This is a genomic window from Bacillus sp. BC05(2025) (genome assembly GCF_056725905.1).
On record NZ_JBWYRA010000002.1, the window covers coordinates 16,858 to 40,544 of the forward strand.

The following is a 23,687-nucleotide window of genomic DNA, read 5'->3' on the forward strand; positions in this document are numbered from 1 at the left end:
ATTTATTTTTCCAGTATAATATAACACCTTTTCTATTGTAAAAGTAGATGTTACTTTTCGCAATGGAAAATATAAAAAATGTTACATTTTTATATAGAACAATCAAAAATAACTTTTTTAATATTTGCCACAACAAATTTTTCACTATTATCCTCACCTTTTAGATACTACCATTTTTATCCATAAAAAAGCACACATCATTAAAATGATGCATGCTCCACTTTTATTTATACATATTTTGTATTTCTTCTTTATTTTTAAGTATCCCCTCAAACTTATCGCTACAACCTTTCGGAAATAACACGCCGAGCCCATATGAATGCTCAAACTGAAAATGAGGGTACTTCGCCTTGACCTCATCCCAAAATTTATACACGCCGAAGTTTCGATCTTTCACCTCAATATCATGAAATAATACGATACCGTTATTCGCAAGTTTTGGTAACCATGTTTTATAATCATGAGAAACTGCTTCATACGTATGATAGCCATCAATATGCAACAAATTTATCGTCCCATCTTGAAATTGATCAACGGCCTCATCAAAAGTAGATCGAATTAAATTACCTATATTTGGATAACTCATTTTCACCACTTTATCTACAATTTGGAAAACACCTTCTCCATATGGACCTGTATGCCCGTCTCCTGTCCAAGTATCTACAGCAAAACATTTTGTAGATAATCCCCCATCCTTTACCCCTTGACAAAAACTGAAAAAAGAAGCGCCTAGATGTGTCCCTAGCTCAACTAATATTTCTGGTTTTTCAAATCTTACTAAATCGTATGCGAACTCCAAATGTCCAAGCCACGCAGTATTCGCACGAATAAATGGACTAAAATTATCAAATTCAAATGTTGGTTTATGAGTAACCCAGTTCATCGCGTATCTCCTTCTACACATATTTTTAACAAACCAAATTACTCTTATCTTTATTTTTTTATCGTCATGATTATGATTCTATTTCATGAAAATATGAAGAATTCATTCTTTTTTATTGTGGTAAAGCATCATATACATATGGATCTGTTGGCTTATTGATTTTCTCCACTTTGTTTACTTTTACGAGTGGAAATAGCATTCCTTTATATGTCGTTTCGTCCAACAAACCTGTTATTTTCACCCATGTTTCCTGTGGGAGCTTTTTTACGTTTTCCCCTGCAACAATCATCCCCCAGATAGATGCATCCGCAATACAACAAGTTATGCCGTATCGCGCCACTACCGCTTTATCACCCGTCACATCCTTATCATTATAGATAAATCCTGAGAATGTAATTTCTTTCCCTTTAAACCCTTTTACATCTTGGCCAATTGTACTCATTGTTTGAACATAATCCTTATCCTCTACTTGTATTTTTCGTTGTCCTAACATACTTTTTTCTAATTGCTCTTCCACTTGATCTGTCACTTTTAAATTCGAGGTTTCATCTTGATCAACTAATATTTCTTTCCAATGAGAATTTGCCTGTATTCCCTCTTTTTCCTTCTTTTCCATACTTCTTGCCTGTACACTTTGAGTCATACCCCTTTTTCCCGCTAAACTTCCGTCAATGGTTACACTTCCAAATAGAAAAGCACAAACAATCGGAACAACAAATAAAACATATACAAAGAAACTTTTCATCCCTGATTTTAATGCTGTATGATGCTTACAACAATTACAATCATCCTGTTTTTCTCTCCCATCTCTCCAAACTTGTAAAGAACCAAGAAGTAAAATCACTACAAAAGCTATATACGTAAATTTAATCATTTTTGGAGCGATAAAATTATAAATGTTGCCTGTTACAAGTAGTTTAAATAAGAGCATTGCTAAACCAATTAAAATAATGCCACGAATATAGCGATGATAAGCTTTCTGTTCCTCCACTTTCTCCCACCTCCTATAACGTTGTAATTTGCACGATTGTGTACACCGATAAAATAATAATTCCAATCAAAAAGAATACAAATCTCTTTTGAAAATAAGCAAATAGCATCAATGTATTTTTCATATCAAGCATAGGTCCAAACACAAGAAATGCGAGAAGTGCTTTTACAGAGAAAATATGTCCAAAAGATGCCGCTATAAATGCATCAGCCGCTGAGCAAATGGATAAAACATAACCAAATCCCATCATAATAATTGGGGCAATTATTTCGTTATGTGCTACTGCATCAAGTACATTTCGATCAAAAAACGTTTGAAATACACTCGCAAAAAAAGCACCAATCAATAAATATTTACCTGTATCAAAAAACTCATCTACAGTGTGATTCACAACATTCCCCCAGCCCTTTTTTTCTTTTTTTTGAGCCGAATCCTCTATATCTTTTAAAATATTTTTCCCGCGATAGAAATAATACACAATTAGCCCTACTAATAACGCCACACAAATTGTTATCCCAAAGCGTGCATATACAACTACATCATTTTTTTGAAATGCATATACAGTAGATAAAAGAACAATCGGATTCATAATAGGTGCACTCAATAAAATTACAATTCCTACATGAAGAGGGAGTCCTTTTTGAATAAGTCTTCTTACGATTGGAATAATGACACATTCACACATCGGAAAAATGATTCCGACAAATACCGCTGGAATCATTGCAATAACCTGTGATTTCGGCATTACTTTATGAATCATATCTTCCGTCACAAACACTTGAATGAGAGAAGAAAAAATTACGCCTAATAAAATAAAAGGTATTGCTTCGAATATAATACTTAAAAATACGGTATTCACATTCAACCATTCTTTTGGCATACTTTTGTGCAAATTTGCTAGACTTGTAAAATCTACAAAAAATAATAAAAAAAGAATTAATAGCAATAAGGGCTATTCCTATTAATTCTTTTGAAACCCTATTAAAGACCAACATTATCCCTCCCACTTTATTCATATTAAATCGTATACTTGTCCAAATGCCCTACACTACTACAGCACAAATTTTATAGTCTATTCCTATTCTTAAATCGTAATCATTATGATTTATTATTGATTTTTTCTTTTTTATCACTTAATATAAAACGTAATCATTACGATTTGAAGGAGAGATTATTTTATGAAAAAAGTACCTATCACTGTATTAAGTGGTTTTCTAGGAGCTGGAAAGACCACCCTACTACATCATATTTTGGCTAATAAGAGCAACTTAAAAGTGGCTGTTATCGTTAATGATATGAGTGAAATAAATATTGATGCGTTGCTTATAAAAAAAGGTGGGTTTTCACGTACGGAAGAGAAATTAGTAGAAATTCAAAATGGTTGTATCTGTTGTACACTACGAGAAGATTTAATGATAGAAGTGAGTCGGCTTGTTGAAAACGGTGATATTGACTATATAGTTATTGAATCTTCAGGTATAAGTGAGCCGATTCCAGTTGCCCAAACATTTACTTATACTGACGAAGTACTTAATATCGATTTAACGAAAAATTGTCACCTCGATACGATGGTTACAGTTGTAGATGCAAATACATTTTGGGATGATTTTGCAAATGGTGAAAGTTTATTAGACCGTAAACAGGCTATCGATGAAAATGATACTCGAGAAGTTATTGATTTACTAATAGACCAAATTGAATTTGCGAATGTCATTATTCTTAATAAAATTGATTTAATAAAAAAAGAAGATAGGATAGAACTTCATCATTTACTACAAAAATTAAATCCCGGTGCAAAAATTATTGAAGCTTCATTTAGCAACGTACCATTGCAAGAAATTTTAAATACAAATTTATTCAATTATGAGGAAGCGAGTCAATCGGCGGGCTGGATGCAAGAACTAAATAGTGAACATCATACACCCGAAACTGAAGAATATGGTATCAATTCCTTTGTGTACCGTCGGAAATCCCCTTTCCATCCTGAACGCCTTATGAATTGGCTAAAAAAATGGCCTGTAGATGTTGTACGAGCGAAAGGCTTTTTCTGGCTCGCATCTCGTAATAATATGATTGGGCTTCTATCTCAAGCAGGTTCCTCTATTACAATTCAAGGAGCTGGTGAATGGATAGCGGCATTACCTGAAACTGAAAGAAATCAAATTATTACAGAAGAACCCGAAGTATTGAAAAACTGGAACGAGCGATATGGAGATCGAATAACTGAGCTCGTATTTATCGGTATTGATATGAATCGTTCTGTGATTGAACAATCATTAGATGATTGTCTATTAACAGAAAAGGAAATGGAACAAAACTGGAATACATTTGTTGATCCCATTCCGGCTTTTACTTACACTTCATAATCTAAAATAAAAAAGGCTTCCGTCAATAGAAGCCTTTTTTATTTTATCGTTCTCTTAATTAACAAACTTTCTTTAATTTGAATAACAACTTCACATCAAGTAAGAAATTTCAGTTTATTTTTTATACACTTTGTGATATATTGCATAATGTATCCAATATATATTTTGAAAGGAAGAGTAAATACCTTATGGATCCAAATCGTTTAAAAGGAATCATTATGGTTGTAATTGGTGCTTGTTTATGGGGATTATCCGGAACAGCTGCACAACAACTTTTTCAATATGAACATGTTTCTACTGAATGGTTAGTTACAATCCGATTGCTTATATCAGGCGTTATCTTACTCATTATTTCATCATTCGGAACGAGAAAAAAAGAAATATTCGGCATATGGAAACAAAGATCTGATGCTACTAAAATGATATTGTTTGGCCTATTCGGCATGCTTGCTGTACAGTACACGTACTTCGCTTCTATTAAAGAAGGAAATGCTGCTGTCGCAACATTATTGCAATATTTAGCTCCTATATTTATTACTGTATACTTACTTTTCAAATGGAACGTTCGTCCATCAAAAATTGATTTCATTTCAATTGCTCTTTCATTAGTAGGCACTTTCCTCTTACTGACAAACGGGTCTATACATAACTTAGCTGTTTCTACACCAGCTATCGTTTGGGGAATTTTATCTGGATTATCTCTTGCTTTTTATAGTTTATACTCAAAGGGATTACTAGATAGATGGTCTTCCTCAGTTATCGTTGGGTGGGGCATGATTATTGGAGGTATTGGTGTAACGATTGTACACTTTATTTCTACGAAAGAATTCATTTTATTATCAACGATGAAATATGTAAAACTAAATACCTTACCACTTATCACATTTGTCATCATTTTTGGGACACTTATTGCTTTTTATTTATACTTAGACAGCATACGATACCTGACTCCGAAAGAAACGACATTATTCGGATGTACTGAACCACTCGCAGCTATTATTTCTTCTGTACTTATATTACATGTACCGTTTCAATCTTTTCAGTTATTAGGGGCTTTTTGTGTCATTGTAATGGTACTCATTTTAAGTCAAAAACCGGATGAAGGGAAACCAAAATTAAAGTTTGTTCATGAGAAAAAGGAAAATATACAATGAAAGGATGGAATTCACAATGCCTATCCCTCAAAATTATAAAAAACAAGGAAGAGTTTCGGCAAAATCACTCGTTTTAAATCAACTACAAGATTGGATTATTGAAGGTGTACTGCAGCCTGACGAAAAAATTAATGATGGGGAATTGGCTGAAGCACTAGGAGTAAGTAGAACACCTGTAAGAGAAGCACTTCAAATATTAGAACTTTCTGGATTGGTGGAAATGGTACCTGGGCAAAAAACAAAAATTGCTCCTATTAAGTTAGACGACATTCCGATTATTTATGAGACGATGGCTGGTCTTCACTCTATTATAGGAAAGCAAGCACTTCAAAATATTACAGACGCTGACTTGAAACTACTTTCTGAAATAAATGATGATTTTCAGCGCTCTATAGAAAAGAAAAACGCAAAACAAGCATTACAACTAGATATACAATTTCACAATACAATTTCTTCTATTGCTAAAAATCAATATATTGAGCCCTTTCTAGCAAATATGCAACTTCACGTTTTACGTCTTGAATACTTGTTTTTCCAAAACTTTGTTCCAGCAAGTCAATCTATTGAAGAACATCACTCAATCATTCAAGCACTGCAAAAGAAGGATGAAAAACAAATGGAACAAATGATGTCTCAAAACTGGCTCCGTCCAATGAAAGAAATATCAAAAATAATTTCTACGAAATAATAAAAGGTAAGCTGGTTACATAAAATCGTAACCAGCTCACCTTTTATTAATCTATATAGCTACGCCTGAATATCTGCATAATCTTCCATATCTTCGTACTCTTTTTCCAATTCCTCTAAAGACAGCTCGTATAATTGTCGGTCGCGAATTTTAAACACACCTGCTCCAATTAACTCATCAATTAAATGCCTCTTACGATTTTCAACAGCAAAACGGAGTTGACTACTCATCTTTTAAAAAACTCCTTTCTACGATCATTGAAAATGATAATCTCTATCAATTACCACTTTTGATTATAAAAGATGACTCGTTATAAGTAAAGTAATTTCATGAAATATTTACCTTACAAAGTATTTGTGGCCACATTATATATATGTATGCCGCGCGAAAAATGTTATGACACTTTTTCTTATCCTTTTTCTTTCATACTTTGCAAGTTGTCTCACTATGATTAAATTCACCATCTATCTCTACTTGAATGGTGACATGTTCTACATGAAACTTTTCCTTTAATACATCCGTAGCCTCTTTTAGTACACTTTGCGTTTCATTACCTTTAATAATCAAATGGCAAGTTAATACTTGAAAATCAGATGTGACAGACCATATATGCAAATCATGAATTTCTTTTACAACCGTAATATTTAATAATGTACTTTTTACCTCTTCAACATTTATATGCTGTGGTGCACCTTCCATTAATATATGGACCGTATCACGTGTTACACGCCATCCACTAATAATGACTAAAATGGACACAAGAATACTAGCAATCGCATCTGCAGCAGTCCACCCGAAAAATTTAATACATAGCGCTGCAATAATCGCTCCAACTGACCCTAATAGATCGCCTAATACGTGTAAGAAAGCACTTCTTAAATTTAAATTCCCCTTCACATCTCCGCCTCTCATTAATATCCAAGCTGATAAAATATTAATAAGCAGACCAAGTACAGCAATAATGAGCATCCCATTACTAGCAATCTCAACTGGTTCTGTAAAACGGCGAATTGCTTCAATGAAAATGTATACTGAAATGACTATAAGAACGACACCGTTGCATAATGCTGCTAACATTTCGACTCTCTTATACCCGTATGTTTTCGCAGCTGTTGCTGTTTTTTCTCCAAGCATAAACGCAAGTAAACTTAAAGCTAAAGATACCGCATCACTTAACATATGCCCCGCATCAGATAATAGTGCTAAACTATTTGTTGCAAATCCGCCAATTACTTCAGCAATCATAAAACTTGTCGTTAATACGAAAGCGATTAGCAGCGCCTTTTTATTATTAGAATGACCGTGATCATGTGAATGTCCCATACCAATACTCCTTTAAGTGCAATATCTGTATGTTAGTATGAAACAAACTCCCCATCTTTATCCCGCATCAACGCCCGATTGGTGAAAGCTTATAATCAGTAGGGATGCCACACGCTGATTAAAGTTTCACTTTATCCCAATTCCTCTGTATACACACTTCGCTATTTTTCAAACAAGTCCTTTTTCTCAAATAAAAACAAGACTACTTCTTTTTTATTTTCATATTGTTTACTAAGGAAAGAATTTTTAAGGAGGGGACGAAATTGAAAAGATTATTTCTCTGTATGGAACGTGAACTTATTGTTGTAAAAGAACGCTACATTAACTATGAAGTATCCTATCACTTACAAAATATGCAACCTACCTGTATCGCTGTTGACCCGTTTCAACAAAACCGTGTATATTGCGGTACATTTGGACGAGGCTTATGGTTAAGCGACGATGGCGGAGATTCGTGGAAACCAATTGGAGATTCATATCGTTACTTTGATTTTCCAAATGAAGATGGTATTTTACATTCTTCGATCACTTCTATTACGATAAGCCCTAATGAACAAGTTAACGGATATGGCGTCGTTTATGTAGGAACAGAACCTAGTGCTTTATTCCGTTCGGAAAATGGTGGTGAAACGTGGACTGAACTTAAAAATATGAAATCATTATTATCTTCTTATACGTGGGCTTTCCCGCCTAGACCGTTTACCCATCACGTACGCTGGATTACAGTTGATCCAAATAATCCAAATACAATCCATGTTTCAATTGAAGCTGGTGCTGTTATTCAAAGTAATGATAGAGGGCATACATGGATGGATAAAAAATTCGGTGCTCCTATCGATGCTCATCAATTGCTTATGCACCCAGAAGCTCCAAATCGCCTTTATGCATCATGTGGTGACGGATTTATGGGCGGACCTGATCGCGCATACCTCGAAAGTTATAACAGTGGAAACAGCTGGATCTCATGCAGCGAAGGACTTGAACATCATTATTTATACAGCATGGCTATCGATCCAGCTGATTGTGATACAATTCTCGTTTCTGCCGCACCAAGCGCTGATCTCGCTCATCACCGTATTCCTTATGAATCTTATATTTATCGTAAAACGAAAGATACTCCGTTCCAGCAAGTACAGCAAGGTCTACCATCAGCAATCGGTACAGTCATTTCAATGTTTGCGACAAATCCAGCAGAACCACATACGTTTTACACTTTAAATAACACTGGCGTGTTTCAATCCACAGATAGCGGCGAATCGTGGGAACAACTAAATATTCCTTGGAAAGATGAATATAAAACGCAACATCCGCATGCTTTACTTGTTACTAGTTCTTAAGGAGAAAAAGACTGCCTAATCGTTTTAGGCAGTCTTTCTTTTATTTCTTTAAATCAATTACGATATCATCTAACACTATATCTTTACTCTTCGCTTCTTTTTTCAGCACTTCAATTTTCTTCTCGATTCCATTAATAAACTCCACTCCACCAAAGTTTTCTGGTGTATGAACTCTTAAATGAACACGCGGTGTAACGATAAGCTTTGTTGCATTTTCGTTCAATTTTTGGAATGTAGTACTCCAACTACTTTTATGTGGCTCCGCTACTGTACTGCTTCCACCATTTCCTTCACCTGCATATTTATTTCCTAAATCATCTTTTATTTCTAATTCCACATCAGCACTATCCCATATACTTCTTAATGCCTTAGATTCTTCTTGATTATAAAAAACGATAAAGGACATCGGGGTTACTTCCATTTTGTCTATATTTACTTTTATTAATTCATTTTCAGAAACCTTATTAACTTTTACTTCCTTACTATCCATTGCTTTTAAACTAAGCGCGAAATTCCAGTTCCCCTTTATTACATTACCTTCATAATCCAACTCAATTGCCTCTATATCCCACCAAACATTTGCAACATCTAACCTTTCACTACCATGACCACTCATCGTAGTCATACCTACATATTTTCCTTCTCCAACTTTTGTAACGTTCGAACTACCTCCCCCGCCATTAAAGCCCCTAACTTGTGGACTTCCAAATGGGAACGGTTTTTCTCCTAAATCTTTTTCGCTTTCAATAGAATATGTGATTGTAATTGTTCTACCATCGAACACAGCATCATTAATTGTAACCTTAACCCCATTACTCTCCCGCGTCATATTCAACTCAGTCGAAAACTCTTTATAATTTTCATATAACCCTGTTCTACCATTATCTAAAAATCGGAATATGTCACCTACAATTGGCAATCCTCCGGCATACGTAGGAAATCCAATGCCCAGTGTTGCAACTGATAACCCTACTAAAATAGATGCAGCAGCAACACCTTTTTTCCAATCTTTCATCTTTTTCTTCGTACGTAGCGATTGTTTTATATTGCGCTTCACTTTTTCTTTTTCAATTTCAGAAGCCTCAATTTCCTCGAGTTCTTTTTCATCTATATCAATATCATTTAATAGTTCGTAAATGTCTTTCATATGGCACTACCTCCAAAACTAATATTCGTAGCATTTTGTTGTAGTTTCTTTTTCCCACGGTACACACGATTATCGATCGCTGCCCGAGTTAATCCTAACTTGTCTCCTATTTCTTCTGTTTTCATGCCGAGAAGATATTTCATAATGAACACCTTTTGATCTAACGGTTCTAATTGATTAATAAGCTTCAATAACTCTTCCCTATCTTCCATAACGATTAATTCATCTTCAGCTGACTTTTCCGTACTAATAGGAAACTCATCTGAAATAATTTCTACTTTTCTAGTTGCTTTTCGGTAATAATCAATCGCTTTAAATTTCGCAATCGCCGCAATCCATTTTTTAAAGTCACTTGGCTCTCCATGAAATTTATTTGCGTTATTCCAAATGGAAAGAAATATATCGTTTACACATTCCTCTATGAGTCCGTCATTTTGAACTGGAAAAAGAACTTTGTGTGTGATCCCTTTTATAAGTGGTAAGTATGTATCGACAACGAATTCTAGCGCATCTTCTTTTTGCCGTTGTAGCCTTTTTATAAAATTTTTCTCATTTGATTTCATGTAGCGATTCCCCTTATTTTTTTGTAAAAGCTTTTACACCCTATATAACGTCTTACAAAAAAATTTCTCTCATCTTTTTTATTTTTTGTATGTTATGGAATACTTTCCCTTAGCCATTGTCTCACATAACTATGTATTACAAGAAAATTTTCTCAAGTCTACCCCTTAATTCATGTAGTACACTATTTATATAGTCACTCTTTAACTTAGTGTACATTTTATTTCATTAATCTACTATTTTAAATTAGGAGATGAGATGTGTATGTGTGGAATTACAGGTTGGGTAGATTGGAAGAAAGATCTTTCAAATGAACATGTTATTTTAGAAAAGATGGCAAATCGTATTCAGCATCGTGGTCCAGATACTGAAGGATTCTGGTTTTCACCTCGTGCGGCCTTTGCACACCGACGTTTAATTGTTATTGACCCAGAAGGCGGAACGCAACCGAAGACATTTCGTGCTGGTGATTATACGTATGCTCTTACTTATAATGGAGAAATTTATAATTTCCGTGAGCTTAGAGAACAACTTAGGAAATGTGGTCATGCATTTGAAACACATTCAGATACAGAAGTATTACTACATGCTTATTTAGAGTGGAAAGAAGATTGCGTACAACATTTGAATGGAATTTTCGCTTTTGCCTTATGGGATGATCAGAAGCAACAATTATTTTTAGCGCGTGATCATTTAGGCGTAAAGCCACTCTTTTACACAGAAAGAAATGACAGCATTATTTTCGGATCTGAAATAAAAGCATTATTAGCACATCCATCTGTCCCTGCTGAAATTGATGCGGATGGCATAAATGAAATATTTGGATTAGGCTTATTTCGAACTCCAGGGTGTGGCGTCTTTAAACATATTCAAGAAGTGCGTGCTGGACATTGTATAACGTTTACACGTGATAAAAAAGTAGTTACGAAGTATTGGAATTTAGAAAGTAAAGCTCATACAGACTCTACTGAAGATACAGCATCACATATTTTATCTATTTTACAAGATACAGTAAAAAGACAATTAATTGCCGATGTTCCTCTCGTCTGTATGTTATCAGGAGGATTAGATTCTAGCGGGATTACTGCACTAGCGGGGAAAGAATTTGCTGCTGAAAATAAAACACTTCATACGTATTCCGTTGATTTTGTAAATAGCGCAAAAGATTTCGAGCTAACATTTGCTCGCACTGGTTTAGACGCTCCTTGGGTAAAACGCGTTTCTGAACATGTAGGGACATCTCATCATGATATTATTGTGAATGCTGAAGAATTAGCAAATCACTTATTCGTTCCCCTCCGTGCAAAAGATTTACCGAGTGCTGGTGAAATGGAAACTTCACTATATTTACTATTTTGCGAAATGAAAAAAGATGCAACTGTAGCGTTATCTGGAGAATCTGCTGATGAAGTATTCGGTGGCTATCCTTGGTTTCATCAAGAAGAATTACTGTATGTAGATAAGTTTCCGTGGCTAACAAATTGGAAAAATACTTCTCCTCTTCTACTAAATGAAGTAAGTAACCAATGTAACTTAGAAAACTATATTGATACACGATTCCAAGAAGCGGTTCTTGAAGTCCCTACTCTTGAAGGCGAAAATAAAAAATCCGCGAAACAACGTCAAATGTTTTATTTATTTTTAACGAGATTTCTTCCGTTCTTACTTGACCGTAAAGACCGTATGAGTATGGCTGTAGGATTTGAAGTTCGTGTACCGTTTTGCGATTATCGATTAGTTGAATATTTATGGAACGTTCCTTTCAACATAAAAAGCATTGATAATATTGAAAAAGGCATTTTACGTAGAGCACTGAAATCTGCTTTACCTGATGATGTACGGAATAGAAGAAAAAGTGCTTATCCAACTTCACAAGATCCACATTATTTACAAACAATCCGTCATTTATCACTCGACATGTGCAGTAATAAAAACAATCCTATTTTCTCACTTATTAATCATTCCACACTACTTGCCATTGCCGATCAAAGTAATAAAGACATTAACAATTTTGAAGCAAGAAGTGCTATGGAATATATGCTTCAAGTAAATGAATGGTTAAAAACGTATCACATCCATATCGCTTAACAAAAAGGAGCTCAAGGATAAAAGCCTTGAACTCCTTTTCATATTAATTAGCGCATCGTTTATTTTCAGTATCAATAGACCATCCAATAATTGTGGCACAATCTCTACCTTTCCACTGCAGTACATTTGTTAATACTGGCTCAATCTGCAAGCTATTTCCGTCGTGCAATATTTCTACTAAAGATTGATCATCATCAAACCTTCGTTTATCACACTCTAAAATACCGTCCGTTGCCATTACGATGTGATTCATTCCTTTTTCTAACCCTCTTACACCTGACGTAAAACAAGGGGTATTTGCTGCGAAAATATTTTTCCTACCGATATATTCGTAATTCTTCCGTTTATTTAATCGCCCTTTACCATTCTTCGTTTTCTCAGAATGGAATAAATATGCGAAGCAATCACCAACTGATAACCAATATAAAAATTCGCCTTTTCTCAAACAAATTAAACATGCAAGTTCTTCATCATCTTGATCACATTTTTCAATAAACAACTCATCTGTAAATAACGCTAATAAGTACATATGTGTATGATGAAAAGCTAAATGTATCGGGTAGGAAAATAACTCTTTTAGTTTCTCTTTTCTTTCTGAAATAGCTTCTATTATATAATCAATATTTTTTGTTTTGTGGTGTGTATCAAAAATCATAACAAATTCAAATTGCAATTCAGGATCCCACCAAGCAAGTACCGCATCTCCTCGTTCATATGCATCACTTTCTTGATTTCCCCCATATACGCCGACTGAAAGAGGACCACACTTTTCAACATGTATTTCATCTACATACATCTGTTCATGACTCATCCATTTGAATGTATTCACAGCTATCATCCTCTCTCTTGCTAAATGTATACCTTTACACATAGATTACCTTATATTTCAATAAAAATAAACTTTTTCAACATTTTCTATCCAAATAAAAGGATTTTACTTCTATACTCACGAATATATCTTACTATACGATATAAAGACAGGAGGATTTATCATTATGAAAGACATCAATCAACATTGGGAGAGTATTTATTATCACTTACGATATGAGTATGAAGACAACCTTTCTCATCAAGCTATTCGTATTTTACAACTCATTTCTCGTGAGAAAGATATAACAATTGGAAAATTGGCTACTGAGCTTAGTCTCTCCCATAACACAGCGTCTGAACACGTAAAGCGCCTTATTCAAAAAGGATTTATCATGAAAGAAAGAAATAAACAAGATGAAAGAGTTGTAAACCTTACATTAACAAAAGAAGGCATTGAAGGATTAGAAAAGCATACTTTACTAGATAAAGAAAAGATAAAAATATTAGAATCACAGTTATCGAAAGAAGAACAACAATTAATCGAAAAAGCCTTTTCGTTATTAGCGAAGGAGGCAAAATATGCATTTCCTCGTTAAGGTAATCGTTTCCGCACTTATTATCGGCGTTATTACTGAAGTCGCTAAACATTATAGTACGATAGGTGGCTTTATTGCTGCTCTTCCACTCGTTAGTTTACTAAGCCTATTTTGGATTTCTTTCGAAGGTGGGAACAAGCAAGAATTAAGTCAATTTGCTATAGGTGTATTATATGGATTTCCTGCATCCGCACTACTATTATTTATCGTCTATATTGGGTTAAGAAACTCATTTTCACTTAGTACATCTGTCTTGTTCGGGATAGGGGTTTGGTGTATTGTTTTTGCTTGTCAAAAATTATTTCAAGCTTAGTTAGGAGGGTTTATTATTTATAAATTTGTAGAGGTATTGGGGCAAACTATAGAAGTATATATAGCAGGAAGTAGTAAACAAACGGTAGTCATTCAAACCGGAATGGGTTGCTCATTTTATGATTGGCTCCCTATTATAGAAAAACTTTCACGACATTTTACAGTCGTTTCATACCATCGCCCAGGTTACGGAAAAAGCAAACTAGGAAATCATTCACGTACTACAAAACAAGCAACAAAAGAACTTCATATGCTACTACAAAAACTAGATATTCACGCGCCAATCATTCTAATCGGTCATTCCTATGGAGGCTTATGTGCACAACATTTTGCGATGTTATATGAAGATAAGCTGCGAGCACTTATTTTAGTCGATTCTACTTCTATGAACTTACACCGACTAGATGAACTTCATTTACCAATTTCTGATCAGACTGATTCTGATGATATATGGCTTGAAAAATATAATACATACTCCAAAATGGATGTAGATATGCTTTGTAATGAACTAAAACCTATACTCGCTAACCAATCAAGACAGTACATTGAATTTTCTACCTCTCCTCTATTATATAAAGCAACAGCTTCCGAACTATGTGAGTGGAAAAATTGTGCTCGCTCAATAAAAGAGCTATATAAAACATTAAAAGTACCGTTAATCGTTATCGGTAGAGACCCTCAATATTCTATTACTCAGTTGACTGAGGGCGGCATGCCGAAAGAGGAGGCCACACGACTAGAAACAATGTGGCAAGAACTGATTCATGAACAATTACAACTCTCCATACATAGCCAATATATATTTGCCGAACATGCTAGTCACGGAATTGAAAATGATCGACCAGATATTATTATTAAGGCTGTTCAATCTGTGCGAATAAAAAAAGGAAGCAACTAAAGCTGCTTCCTTACTTATCTATTCATAATCTTCTTCATCATCGATTTCTTCGTAATACGAATTCCCATTACTTACATATATAGGGCCATTCGCAACGTCAATACGTAATACCCATGCCCATGGCACAGCTAAACGCTTATGTATTGATCGCCAAAAACTCATTGATTTTCTTTCGTACTCCTGGAACTCCTGAAGTAACTCTTTGTAGGAGGAACCGTCTAACTGAATATTTGCTTCTAGCAAACGAGAATGGGCATAGTACTGCAGCTCTAGTTCAGCAGCAATTTCCATTTCATCTTCCGTTGCCATACCAATAATTGTTCCATCTGCTGGTGCAATTTCATATACGTTGTGAACTTCAATAAGCCCTTCTTTCTCTTTCTCAAACATGTAAACAGCCTCCTTTAACATATAATTTTTATGTTACAAAGTCATACTTCTACAATAACATCTTTCTTTCCTCTTTTTTTGATAAACTTTTACAAATTATTTATCTGATAATCTGTAGACTCTATCCTTTCGGCAGAAATTAAATCTTCATTATGAAAATTCAACTTAAATATATCTGGCATACGAATTGTTTTCCAAAATTGAAAATCATATTTTGAATCAAAATAATTCATGAGTAATACCATAATATTCCCATGAGTTCCTATTACAATATTCTTATCTTCATATTTTTTTAATATATTTTGCATACATATTACAGCACGCCTTTGCGCTACATCATTCGATTCTCCGCCTTCGTGTGCAAAATCCCAATCTTCCCACACCTTTTGGACCGCATCATTAAAATCTGTTACTGGCTCTTTACTAAATAACCTTTCTCGTAAATCTTCTTCTATTTGTATCGATACATTATATGTATTTGCAATTCCTTGTACCGTTTGAATCGCCCTTTTATACGGACTAGAAATCACAACATCAATATGCTTATCTTTTAATAAGCGTGTTACATTCTCTACATCTAAGTGCCCTTTTTCAGATAAGGGACGTACCCTTTCGTCTTTTGTATATATTGAGTGAGCATGGCGAACAAAATAGATTGTCGTCATTCATTCATCCCCCTTTTCTGTTTCTATCCAAATTCAATACATTACCATCAAATCCCTTTACCTTTATAATAAGCGCTGTCAAATTTGAATTTTGCTTTTCATATTAATAAAAGGGAAACACCTCTATGGTATTTCCCTCATTTAAAATAGACTACATTCAATTAAATACTTTATCAATTTTATTTCTGTCGTATTCTAATATCCAATCATTATATGTATGATAAATATCTCTAATTGTATTAGGAGAGGTAGCTAATACATCACAACCCCTATCATCATAAACGTGAAATATAGTATTCTTGTTAATATTTATGAAATACACCCTATGAAAAATACGCGGTTTTATTCCCATATCTTGATTACAAATTGCTTTTAGCATAGGAATGTATTTCAAGTCTGAAACTTTACATTTCAAAGTATATCTATGAGTTTTATATACCCCGTCTTCATCGTCTTCTGGAAAAATATAAGGGATTGTATTTTTCTGTAACTTAAACAAATCGGACTTCTCTTTTACATACTTAGAAAAGATATTCAATTTGTGTTTGAAAACTTCACCGTCTGCATAGTCATTTACATCCACTACGATATAAATATCATCTTCTGTTGCATGTAAAGACTGAAATAAAGTAATGGCTCTATTATAAACGCCTTCTAAATATGGGCAGTTTTCATAAATGTTATTGCAATCATAGTTCACACCTAATCTAAAGCGAATACCAATATCCCCATTATAAAATAGAGGTGGTCTAAGTTCTAAATTGGGAAACGTTTCAAGCATATACTCGTTCACCCTCATCTCAACACCTACCTTTACTAGCATCTTGTTTACATAATAAAATTATTCTATTATAATTTATTTTTGAATTCCTCACTTGTTATAATGTCTCGAATAAAATAATCTACATTCTTTCTCAGCTTTTGATATGCAACTTGATCTTCTATATCGTTAAACATAATGACAACTTCTACTTTATTCCCTTTCTTATCTGTAGTATACAAGCTTTTTGTCAATACGAATGCGGTAGAACCACCTTTTTGACCAGCATATTCAAACTTACTATTTTTAACTGTTCCTTTGAAAATGTTCTCGATTTCTTCTTGCATTGGTTTTGGAAAATGCTTTCTACTATTTATCTTTTCCATTATATTCATATAATCTTTAGCGTTTGCACCTACTAATCGATCTGACCAAATTCGCTGAAATTCCATATCTACCTTTAATGGGATATCCCGTTTTTTCCATTCTTCTTCGTCTTTCATCCATTCATGAATTTGTAACACATGTTTATTATACTCATCCTTTGACATGTTACGTATCATTTCTAACGATTGATTCTCTGGCTCATGAAGCTCTTTTTCTACATACCCTCTCATATATAGTGAAGCAGTATATGAAGTGAACTTGTCATGACTAGTAAGTTCTAATTCTTTTAAACTGTCATTTACCCTTTCTATTCCAAGCTTATCTAGCAAATATGTTGTATTTGCATTAGAACTATAATGAATCATTCCTTTAGCGACTTCTTCTAAAGCAATTTGTCCATTTTTCACTAATTCTCTCGTTTTGGCATCTTCTAACCAATCAGGATGCGCTCCACCGTCAGTGTTTTTAACATAATATTTTTCTAGCTCTTGCAATGAAATTTGTTCATCACGACTTATTTTTCCTTCTGACACTTGCTTAGCAAACTCAACTGCTATTACGATTTTTGCCATACTCGCTAATGGCAATTTTTTATTTTCATTTATAGAAGTTATTACTTCTCCATTTCTTTTAATAAATAATGAACATGTTTCATCGCCTTTATGTTCTTTTATGTACTTTAATACGTAATTCGGATCTTCTTTTGACAAATAGTACTTCATAATAACAAAGAAAGCTATAACGGCTACTATAATGACTCCTGCAACAATTCCTATAATCTTTAATATGTTCACAATATGCCCCCTTTACTAAATTCCCTTCTATATGATTATAACGAATATAATTACAAAATTATACAAAACAGAGTAACTCTTCCTAAAAAGAAAGAGTTACTCTATTTCACATGATGTTATATGTCCATTTAACGTAACGACTATATTTGAGTCGCCACTTTCTTTAACACCTTTTAGTCGATTTAAGTTAGGGGGACCAATGACAACTGACTCCTTAATTGGCGAAAGGTCCTTTCCTAATTTTTCTGCACTCACACCGTATGCAGCTTGAAATACTTCTGACGGTGTTAATCTAAGTATGTCTGATCCTTCTGCTGTTTCAAACTGATCGTTATTGAAGAACAAATGTAAGTGTACTTCTTCTGTTACCGCTGTGATCCAATGCCACCATCCCATTGGAATAAAGACAGTTTGCCCCGCTTTTACATGATAATTTTGCAATTGATTCGTTTCGGGATTTAAAATGGATGTAATTGCTTCTCCTGATACAACAACATCTAATTCCCACGCATTCGGGTGCCAATGTGGTTCCCGCATATGCCCTTTTGTCATAAACAAATCAACAAATGCTCCTCCTATCATCGCTGGTAACTGTGTTGACGTAACTTCATATGCAACGTTTTTCTCATCCCTTTTGAAAAAGACATTTTTTCTCGAATCAAAGAACAGATTTGGAGTTCCTGAGCTTTTCTTTAAATTTTTATTATCTGGAACATAACCTGAACTACTCATTTTATCCCTCTTTTCCACTCCGAACATTTCTACTTTCACACTGTATCGTATGAAAAAAACGTATGAATGTGCCTAATCATTCACATAACAAAAAAACATGCCTTCATGATGAGAGCATGTTTTGTGATATTCTTCACATTATTTAGCTAAAAATAAACTTTTTACTTACCATGATGTAACATTAAATCACTAAGTTCTTCTTCAATGTGATTTAATTTCGCAACGCCTTCTTTCCATTTATGAATATAACGTGAAACCCCAACGAAAAACAAAACAATAATTGTGGAAAGAATAATACCATACACGATTGCTACAGTACTCATAGTTACACTTCCTTATAATTAGTAATGTGGTTATTAGTTATATTTTTATTATAAACCTTTTTCTTTTAAAATACTTCGATTTCAACTTTTTGTAACAAAATTGATTTTTCTAATATTTCGTTCGTAAAAACGGCATATTTTTCACAAATTATACAAAACTTCACCATATGTACTATTACCATATGAGTTATATTATTAAATAGAATAAAGGGGATGATATACTATGACGACTTGGTTTATTGTTATGTTAGTTGTATTTGGAGCATTTAAAATTATCGTTTCGAGCCTTCCTAACACTGTTATTGAATCCATTATTAGTAAGTACGAAACACACCCACAGCTTGAAGAAGGGAATGCGACTGTTACAATCAATGGAAATAACTTAGAAGGCGAACAAAAATCCAAAATTATTCATGATTTTAACGAAGGTTTATTTTTAGATCGCTATTACGCACCACCACACAATGAGGGTACGCCTTTAATTATCAATGCAAAACGTGGCAAAAAAGATTTTACATTTTATATTTATAGTCATGAAGAGCATGTTGATGTTGTAAAGCAACATAAAAAGAAGGTCGTTGCTTATAGTTTACGCTCTAAAAACCTCCAAAATAATGATATGTTCGTATCAGCTGATTTAGCTTAGTGCTCATATATAAAAGGAATCCATGGCATATGGATTCCTTTTTACGATTCACTGAAAAATAAGCTCTGTCTTCAAACTATCTTTCGGTAACAGCCATCCTTTTTGATCCAAGCTCTGTATTAATAATTCTCTTTGTTCTTTTGCAATACTTTCCTCCTTTGTTTTAAACGACACTTCTATTACGAAATCATCTTCGATTTTCCCTGTATGACTTAATGGCCAAACTTCAATATTCGTTTTAATATTTTCAAATTCAGCTGTATACCTTTTCATTAATACAGGCCCATAAATACGAGAATTTTTGAGCATTTCTTCTCCCCAATTCGTATACAACCATTTGTTCATTTTCCCTGGCAACTTTTCTATTAACATGTTTTGAGCAGCTCGTTCGTTTGGTAAATCAAGTACTCCATATCCTTTCGCACTGTAGCTTTTCTTATTTGAAATACTTAACGTTTTCTTCTCAAATCCCCAATCTATTTCCGCATCATAGTTATCGGTTTTACTATCAAATCCATCATTTTTAGCTACTTCTAGTGCATCTTGAATTACACCGTTTGGAATAGGATATCTTTTTTTATATGTTAGCTCAAAATCTTTACTAAATTCTTTCTTTCGAATTCTGGCAAACCAACCTTCCTTACTTAAATTTTTATTTACCGTATCTAAAAATTGCACTTGTATTCTTTCATAATTGGTAGCAGCCTGGAAATATTCTAGTACCTCTTGATTTATCTCTTTGTTATAACCTAATACTTGTTCTGGTTTTAATAATAACTTCACTTCAAAACTAGGTGTCATTGGACTGGCAGCAAACCCTTCCTTAACGTTATAAAGGAAACAACAAAAGAAAATGCTTACGAATACAAATACTTTTTTCATATACCTATCCCCTTTACATTTCAAATGACTTCTATACGTTCCATAGTAAGTGAATATACATTTTCATACCCTGCCGTGCTAAGCTTTTTCTGTAATCGATCCGTATCCTCTTTCAAAGCGTGTACTAACACCGTATGTTCTGGTAATAATGTATTTAACATCTCTTTCACATCTCTTATACTTTGGTGAACTTTATACGGTACTCGCTTCACCCTACATTCCTTATCTACACGTTCTTTCAAAACTTTTTCTGCAAAACTCCCTTTCGCAATATGTCCAGTAAAGATAATAGAATTTCGCTTTTCATGTCGGAGTTGTTCATAATATAACTGCGTTCGCTTCGTTTGCATATTCGCATCACTCATTACAACTATTCCATAACTATTTTGCGTACGGCTGTCATGATCCATAACTATTATGTTTCTTTTTAAACTCTCCATAAGCTCTTCAAGTTCTTCATTATTTTTGATCCAATCTTTATATCCGAACATCTGTTGAAATCCATCCAAAATTTCTTGATCTACTATAATGGGAAATTCTTTATATTTTTCATATAAATACAATACGATATCTTGCGCCCTACCAAGGGGTGGCAATGGTAGTAATGCTATCCCTTTATTCCCCACAGCTCGTTCAATTTCTGTACATAGTTCATTTACTCGTTCATGTTGCGAAACATCATCAGTATGATAAGCGGCATCTACAATTGCGACTTTTATATCGCCACGCAATTTCTCAGGTAAATTAGCTCGCAATATGTTAGACTCTGCTGAATAATCGCCAGAATAAAATACATATGTATGACTCATATCCACTAAAAACCAAACAGCGCCTAATACATGCCCACTATACCCCCATTGAAAACGCAATGTAGGGGTAATCTGTAACCATTCATTCGGATTGCTAATCTCATCAATATATACATAATTTAAATCTTTAACATTTTGGTCAGTATAAGGTACATGCCATCCTTGCGCCAAATTGTAGTTTCTCCATTTTTCATAATAAGCAGGGAGTTGCTCCTTCGTATAACGAGTCGTCCAAATTTTTTTCTTATATCCATACTTCGCTAATAAAGGTAACCCCATCGTATGATCTTCATGAATATGTGATAAAAATACTGCATCTAAAAACGGTACAACTTCCCTATCTATTTTCGGATAACTATCCTCATATGATCGATTAATGCCACAATCAAATACTATTTTCGTCTCTTTATTTTTTACAAAGTAGCAGGAACGACCATATTCCCCCGCTCCTCCCCATACCTCTATCCTCATCATGCTACCCCTTTTCGTTTTTGCTCCATATGTTGCAGAAGTAATAAACATATTGTTGTAAGTCCAACTGAAACGACAGCCATCGCCATTCCAATAGATACTTCTCCTTGTTCAAATTGAGCAAAAATAAATGTTGCTGACGTTTCTACTGATGGAGGTAGTACGAGAAGTGATGCTACTAACTCTCTTATCGAGATTGTAAATGTCATCGCCCATCCAGCAAGAATACCCGGGATAATAAGAGGTAATATTATTTTTCTAAAAATATAAATATAATTTCCAGAAAAAATACTTCCTGCCTGCACGAGAGAATCATCAATTTGCCCGAGCGATGCTTTTACATACTGCACTGTATAAGGTAAAAAAAGAACGACGTACGTTACGATAACCATGACTGGTGTATTGTAAATTGACAGGGGCATATAGGGTGAATTCCAAAATAAAATAAGCCCCACAACCATTACGATTCCTGGTACCATGTTCGGTAACATCCCGCACATATCCAGCCATTTTTCAGAGGACTTTTTCCCCTTTCGAATCATAAACGCCAAAAAGACGCCAATCATAACAGCAATAATCGCTGTTATAAATGAAAAGAGAAAACTGTTCCATAAAGCTTCTAATCCTGGAGAGCCAATTGTAAACAATGCTTCATAATGGTTCGTTGTAAAGTTGTTTAACTGAAGGCCCCCGCCTCTTAATTTCGATAATGATGCAATAAGTATAGAAAAATAAGGGATTCCAATTGATACAATTAATAAACCAATTACATAAACCCATGCTACAATGCGCGTAAATATAGACAATGTATATCTTTTAGATTTCACACCTTTTCCACTAACCATTGCATATGAATACCTTCGATTTAATACATTTTGCATATACCACATGAGCATACATGCACTAAGCAATAAAGAAGATAATGCTGTTGCACTACTAAAATCAATCGGCCAACTCGAAATAAATTTATGAATCTCTGATGTTAACACATGAAATCCGATTCTTCGTCCAAATGTAGCCGGTGTTCCAAATTCAGCAATCGTCTTTACGAAAATAAGTAAAGCACCCATTACATAACTTGATACTAATAACGGCAATATTATTTTTCTTAAACGATAGGAAAAGCTTCCACCATGGACTGCTGCAGCTTCTTCTTTACTACTCCCAATTTGAAGTAATGTATTCTTCAACATGAAGTAAAGGAATGGGAATAAATGAAGACTCATAATTAAAACCATGCCACCTAAACTAAAAAACGAAGATGAAATCGTCTTTAGCACCGGGAAAAACTGTTCGAAATACCCGTTCGGTTGCATGAACAAAATCCAGCCCATCGATCCAATATATGGAGGTGTCATAAATGGAATCATAAAAATAATATCTAACTTACTATACTTTCCAACATCTGTTTTGCTCATAATGAACGCTAATGGAAATGCAAATATGGTTGCTCCTATTACAACGAGTACACCTAAAAGCATTGAGTTTAGAAAAATCCCAGCTAATCCACCGCCCTGCATCACTTCAAAAGGCTTTAAAAAATTCCAACTACTATTTTCATATATACTAGAAAATAAAATGAGGAAAAGCGGAATGACGATTAACATCGCCACAAGTAACAACGCTACTGTCATTCCAACTTGTCTTACTGATACGAATCGATTTACCATGTAA

Annotated in this window: 26 protein-coding genes and 1 pseudogene; 9 read left to right on the forward strand and 18 right to left on the reverse strand. The window is 34.2% G+C overall.

Annotated elements, in window-relative coordinates:
- Nucleotides 1-223: 223 nt before the first annotated feature.
- The 3 genes and pseudogenes from ACZ76X_RS05855 to ACZ76X_RS05865 all read right to left on the reverse strand — a co-directional run bounded on the left by ACZ76X_RS05855 (nt 224) and on the right by ACZ76X_RS05865 (nt 2,866).
- Complete coding sequence (locus tag ACZ76X_RS05855; RefSeq protein WP_479849895.1) at nt 224-883, reverse strand: class I SAM-dependent methyltransferase; 660 nt, start codon at nt 881-883, stop codon at nt 224-226.
- Between the two features lie 112 nt (nt 884-995).
- A complete protein-coding gene (locus tag ACZ76X_RS05860) occupies nt 996-1,874 on the reverse strand; it encodes a TIGR03943 family putative permease subunit (protein ID WP_479849896.1) in 879 nt (292 codons plus the stop codon).
- A gap of 13 nt (nt 1,875-1,887) precedes the next feature.
- Nucleotides 1,888-2,866: pseudogene (locus ACZ76X_RS05865) on the reverse strand (permease).
- Nucleotides 2,867-3,052: 186 nt separating this feature from the next.
- Between ACZ76X_RS05865 and ACZ76X_RS05870 the strand changes: the two are divergent.
- The 3 genes from ACZ76X_RS05870 (at nt 3,053) to ACZ76X_RS05880 (ending at nt 6,082) form a co-directional block, all read left to right on the forward strand.
- Nucleotides 3,053-4,240: a GTP-binding protein gene (locus ACZ76X_RS05870; RefSeq protein ID WP_479849897.1), complete on the forward strand. Its 1,188-nt coding sequence runs from the start codon at nt 3,053-3,055 to the stop codon at nt 4,238-4,240.
- Between the two features lie 188 nt (nt 4,241-4,428).
- Nucleotides 4,429-5,394: a DMT family transporter gene (locus ACZ76X_RS05875; RefSeq protein WP_479849898.1), complete on the forward strand. Its 966-nt coding sequence runs from the start codon at nt 4,429-4,431 to the stop codon at nt 5,392-5,394.
- 16 nt (nt 5,395-5,410) lie between these two features.
- On the forward strand, nt 5,411-6,082 hold the full coding sequence (locus ACZ76X_RS05880) for a GntR family transcriptional regulator (RefSeq protein ID WP_098670673.1): 672 nt from the start codon (nt 5,411-5,413) through the stop codon (nt 6,080-6,082).
- A gap of 59 nt (nt 6,083-6,141) precedes the next feature.
- Here ACZ76X_RS05880 and fbpA read toward each other — a convergent pair whose 3' ends face one another.
- Both fbpA and ACZ76X_RS05890 read right to left on the reverse strand, forming a co-directional pair.
- On the reverse strand, nt 6,142-6,312 hold the full coding sequence (gene fbpA / locus ACZ76X_RS05885; protein ID WP_000098301.1) for a Fur-regulated basic protein FbpA: 171 nt from the start codon (nt 6,310-6,312) through the stop codon (nt 6,142-6,144).
- A gap of 193 nt (nt 6,313-6,505) precedes the next feature.
- Nucleotides 6,506-7,405, reverse strand: a complete 900-nt coding sequence (locus ACZ76X_RS05890) for a cation diffusion facilitator family transporter (RefSeq protein ID WP_479849899.1) — start codon at nt 7,403-7,405, stop codon at nt 6,506-6,508.
- A gap of 263 nt (nt 7,406-7,668) precedes the next feature.
- Here ACZ76X_RS05890 and ACZ76X_RS05895 point away from each other — a divergent pair, with 263 nt between their 5' ends.
- Nucleotides 7,669-8,742 carry a WD40/YVTN/BNR-like repeat-containing protein gene (locus tag ACZ76X_RS05895; protein WP_479849900.1) on the forward strand — a complete coding sequence of 358 codons (1,074 nt, stop codon included), beginning with the start codon at nt 7,669-7,671 and terminating at the stop codon, nt 8,740-8,742.
- A gap of 40 nt (nt 8,743-8,782) precedes the next feature.
- On the opposite strand, the gene ACZ76X_RS05900 is transcribed toward ACZ76X_RS05895, so the two are convergent.
- Together ACZ76X_RS05900 and ACZ76X_RS05905 are read right to left on the reverse strand one after the other, a co-directional pair.
- Nucleotides 8,783-9,889: a DUF4179 domain-containing protein gene (locus tag ACZ76X_RS05900; RefSeq protein WP_479849901.1), complete on the reverse strand. Its 1,107-nt coding sequence runs from the start codon at nt 9,887-9,889 to the stop codon at nt 8,783-8,785.
- The gene (locus ACZ76X_RS05905) at nt 9,886-10,452 is read right to left on the reverse strand and encodes a sigma-70 family RNA polymerase sigma factor (RefSeq protein ID WP_479849902.1); all 567 of its coding nucleotides are present in this window, start codon (nt 10,450-10,452) and stop codon (nt 9,886-9,888) included. The genes ACZ76X_RS05900 and ACZ76X_RS05905 overlap by 4 nt, the downstream gene beginning before the upstream one ends.
- Before the next feature lie 262 nt (nt 10,453-10,714).
- On the opposite strand from ACZ76X_RS05905, the gene asnB reads away from it, so the two are divergent.
- Nucleotides 10,715-12,538, forward strand: coding sequence for an asparagine synthase (glutamine-hydrolyzing) (gene asnB / locus ACZ76X_RS05910; RefSeq protein WP_479849903.1), 1,824 nt, complete (start codon nt 10,715-10,717; stop codon nt 12,536-12,538).
- A gap of 43 nt (nt 12,539-12,581) precedes the next feature.
- Here asnB and ACZ76X_RS05915 read toward each other — a convergent pair whose 3' ends face one another.
- On the reverse strand, nt 12,582-13,409 hold the full coding sequence (locus ACZ76X_RS05915; protein WP_429604576.1) for a PP2C family serine/threonine-protein phosphatase: 828 nt from the start codon (nt 13,407-13,409) through the stop codon (nt 12,582-12,584).
- Nucleotides 13,410-13,533: 124 nt separating this feature from the next.
- Here ACZ76X_RS05915 and ACZ76X_RS05920 point away from each other — a divergent pair, with 124 nt between their 5' ends.
- From ACZ76X_RS05920 to ACZ76X_RS05930, 3 genes are read left to right on the forward strand one after another with little or no spacing between them, the layout of a single operon-like run.
- On the forward strand, nt 13,534-13,944 hold the full coding sequence (locus tag ACZ76X_RS05920) for a MarR family winged helix-turn-helix transcriptional regulator (protein WP_048527197.1): 411 nt from the start codon (nt 13,534-13,536) through the stop codon (nt 13,942-13,944).
- Nucleotides 13,928-14,257, forward strand: coding sequence for a DUF3147 family protein (locus tag ACZ76X_RS05925; protein ID WP_098259191.1), 330 nt, complete (start codon nt 13,928-13,930; stop codon nt 14,255-14,257). The genes ACZ76X_RS05920 and ACZ76X_RS05925 overlap by 17 nt, the downstream gene beginning before the upstream one ends.
- 36 nt (nt 14,258-14,293) lie before the next feature.
- On the forward strand, nt 14,294-15,154 hold the full coding sequence (locus tag ACZ76X_RS05930; RefSeq protein WP_479849904.1) for an alpha/beta fold hydrolase: 861 nt from the start codon (nt 14,294-14,296) through the stop codon (nt 15,152-15,154).
- Nucleotides 15,155-15,172: 18 nt separating this feature from the next.
- Here the strand turns inward: ACZ76X_RS05930 and ACZ76X_RS05935 are convergent, their stop codons facing one another.
- The 7 genes from ACZ76X_RS05935 to ACZ76X_RS05965 form a co-directional block, all read right to left on the reverse strand.
- Nucleotides 15,173-15,544 (reverse strand): hypothetical protein, encoded by a 372-nt coding sequence (locus tag ACZ76X_RS05935; protein WP_479849905.1) that lies wholly within the window; start codon nt 15,542-15,544, stop codon nt 15,173-15,175.
- 89 nt (nt 15,545-15,633) lie between these two features.
- Nucleotides 15,634-16,209, reverse strand: coding sequence for a histidine phosphatase family protein (locus tag ACZ76X_RS05940; RefSeq protein ID WP_479849906.1), 576 nt, complete (start codon nt 16,207-16,209; stop codon nt 15,634-15,636).
- A gap of 157 nt (nt 16,210-16,366) precedes the next feature.
- Nucleotides 16,367-17,008 carry a DUF3885 domain-containing protein gene (locus tag ACZ76X_RS05945; RefSeq protein WP_479850432.1) on the reverse strand — a complete coding sequence of 214 codons (642 nt, stop codon included), beginning with the start codon at nt 17,006-17,008 and terminating at the stop codon, nt 16,367-16,369.
- Nucleotides 17,009-17,058: 50 nt separating this feature from the next.
- Nucleotides 17,059-18,150, reverse strand: a complete 1,092-nt coding sequence (locus ACZ76X_RS05950; RefSeq protein WP_479849907.1) for a serine hydrolase — start codon at nt 18,148-18,150, stop codon at nt 17,059-17,061.
- A 96-nt stretch (nt 18,151-18,246) separates the two neighbouring features.
- Nucleotides 18,247-18,882, reverse strand: coding sequence for a cupin domain-containing protein (locus ACZ76X_RS05955; protein ID WP_479849908.1), 636 nt, complete (start codon nt 18,880-18,882; stop codon nt 18,247-18,249).
- A gap of 161 nt (nt 18,883-19,043) precedes the next feature.
- The gene (locus ACZ76X_RS05960; protein WP_000108701.1) at nt 19,044-19,205 is read right to left on the reverse strand and encodes a hypothetical protein; all 162 of its coding nucleotides are present in this window, start codon (nt 19,203-19,205) and stop codon (nt 19,044-19,046) included.
- Between the two features lie 65 nt (nt 19,206-19,270).
- Nucleotides 19,271-19,387, reverse strand: coding sequence for a hypothetical protein (locus ACZ76X_RS05965; protein ID WP_033671625.1), 117 nt, complete (start codon nt 19,385-19,387; stop codon nt 19,271-19,273).
- Between the two features lie 41 nt (nt 19,388-19,428).
- Here ACZ76X_RS05965 and ACZ76X_RS05970 point away from each other — a divergent pair, with 41 nt between their 5' ends.
- A complete protein-coding gene (locus ACZ76X_RS05970; RefSeq protein WP_098667148.1) occupies nt 19,429-19,851 on the forward strand; it encodes a YfmQ family protein in 423 nt (140 codons plus the stop codon).
- 48 nt (nt 19,852-19,899) lie between these two features.
- Here ACZ76X_RS05970 and ACZ76X_RS05975 read toward each other — a convergent pair whose 3' ends face one another.
- From ACZ76X_RS05975 to ACZ76X_RS05985, 3 genes are read right to left on the reverse strand one after another with little or no spacing between them, the layout of a single operon-like run.
- A complete protein-coding gene (locus ACZ76X_RS05975; protein ID WP_479849909.1) occupies nt 19,900-20,733 on the reverse strand; it encodes a hypothetical protein in 834 nt (277 codons plus the stop codon).
- Between the two features lie 20 nt (nt 20,734-20,753).
- A complete protein-coding gene (locus tag ACZ76X_RS05980; RefSeq protein WP_479849910.1) occupies nt 20,754-22,016 on the reverse strand; it encodes an MBL fold metallo-hydrolase in 1,263 nt (420 codons plus the stop codon).
- Nucleotides 22,013-23,683: an ABC transporter permease gene (locus ACZ76X_RS05985; RefSeq protein ID WP_479849911.1), complete on the reverse strand. Its 1,671-nt coding sequence runs from the start codon at nt 23,681-23,683 to the stop codon at nt 22,013-22,015. Before ACZ76X_RS05985 ends, ACZ76X_RS05980 begins: the two co-directional genes overlap by 4 nt.
- Nucleotides 23,684-23,687 lie beyond the last annotated feature (4 nt).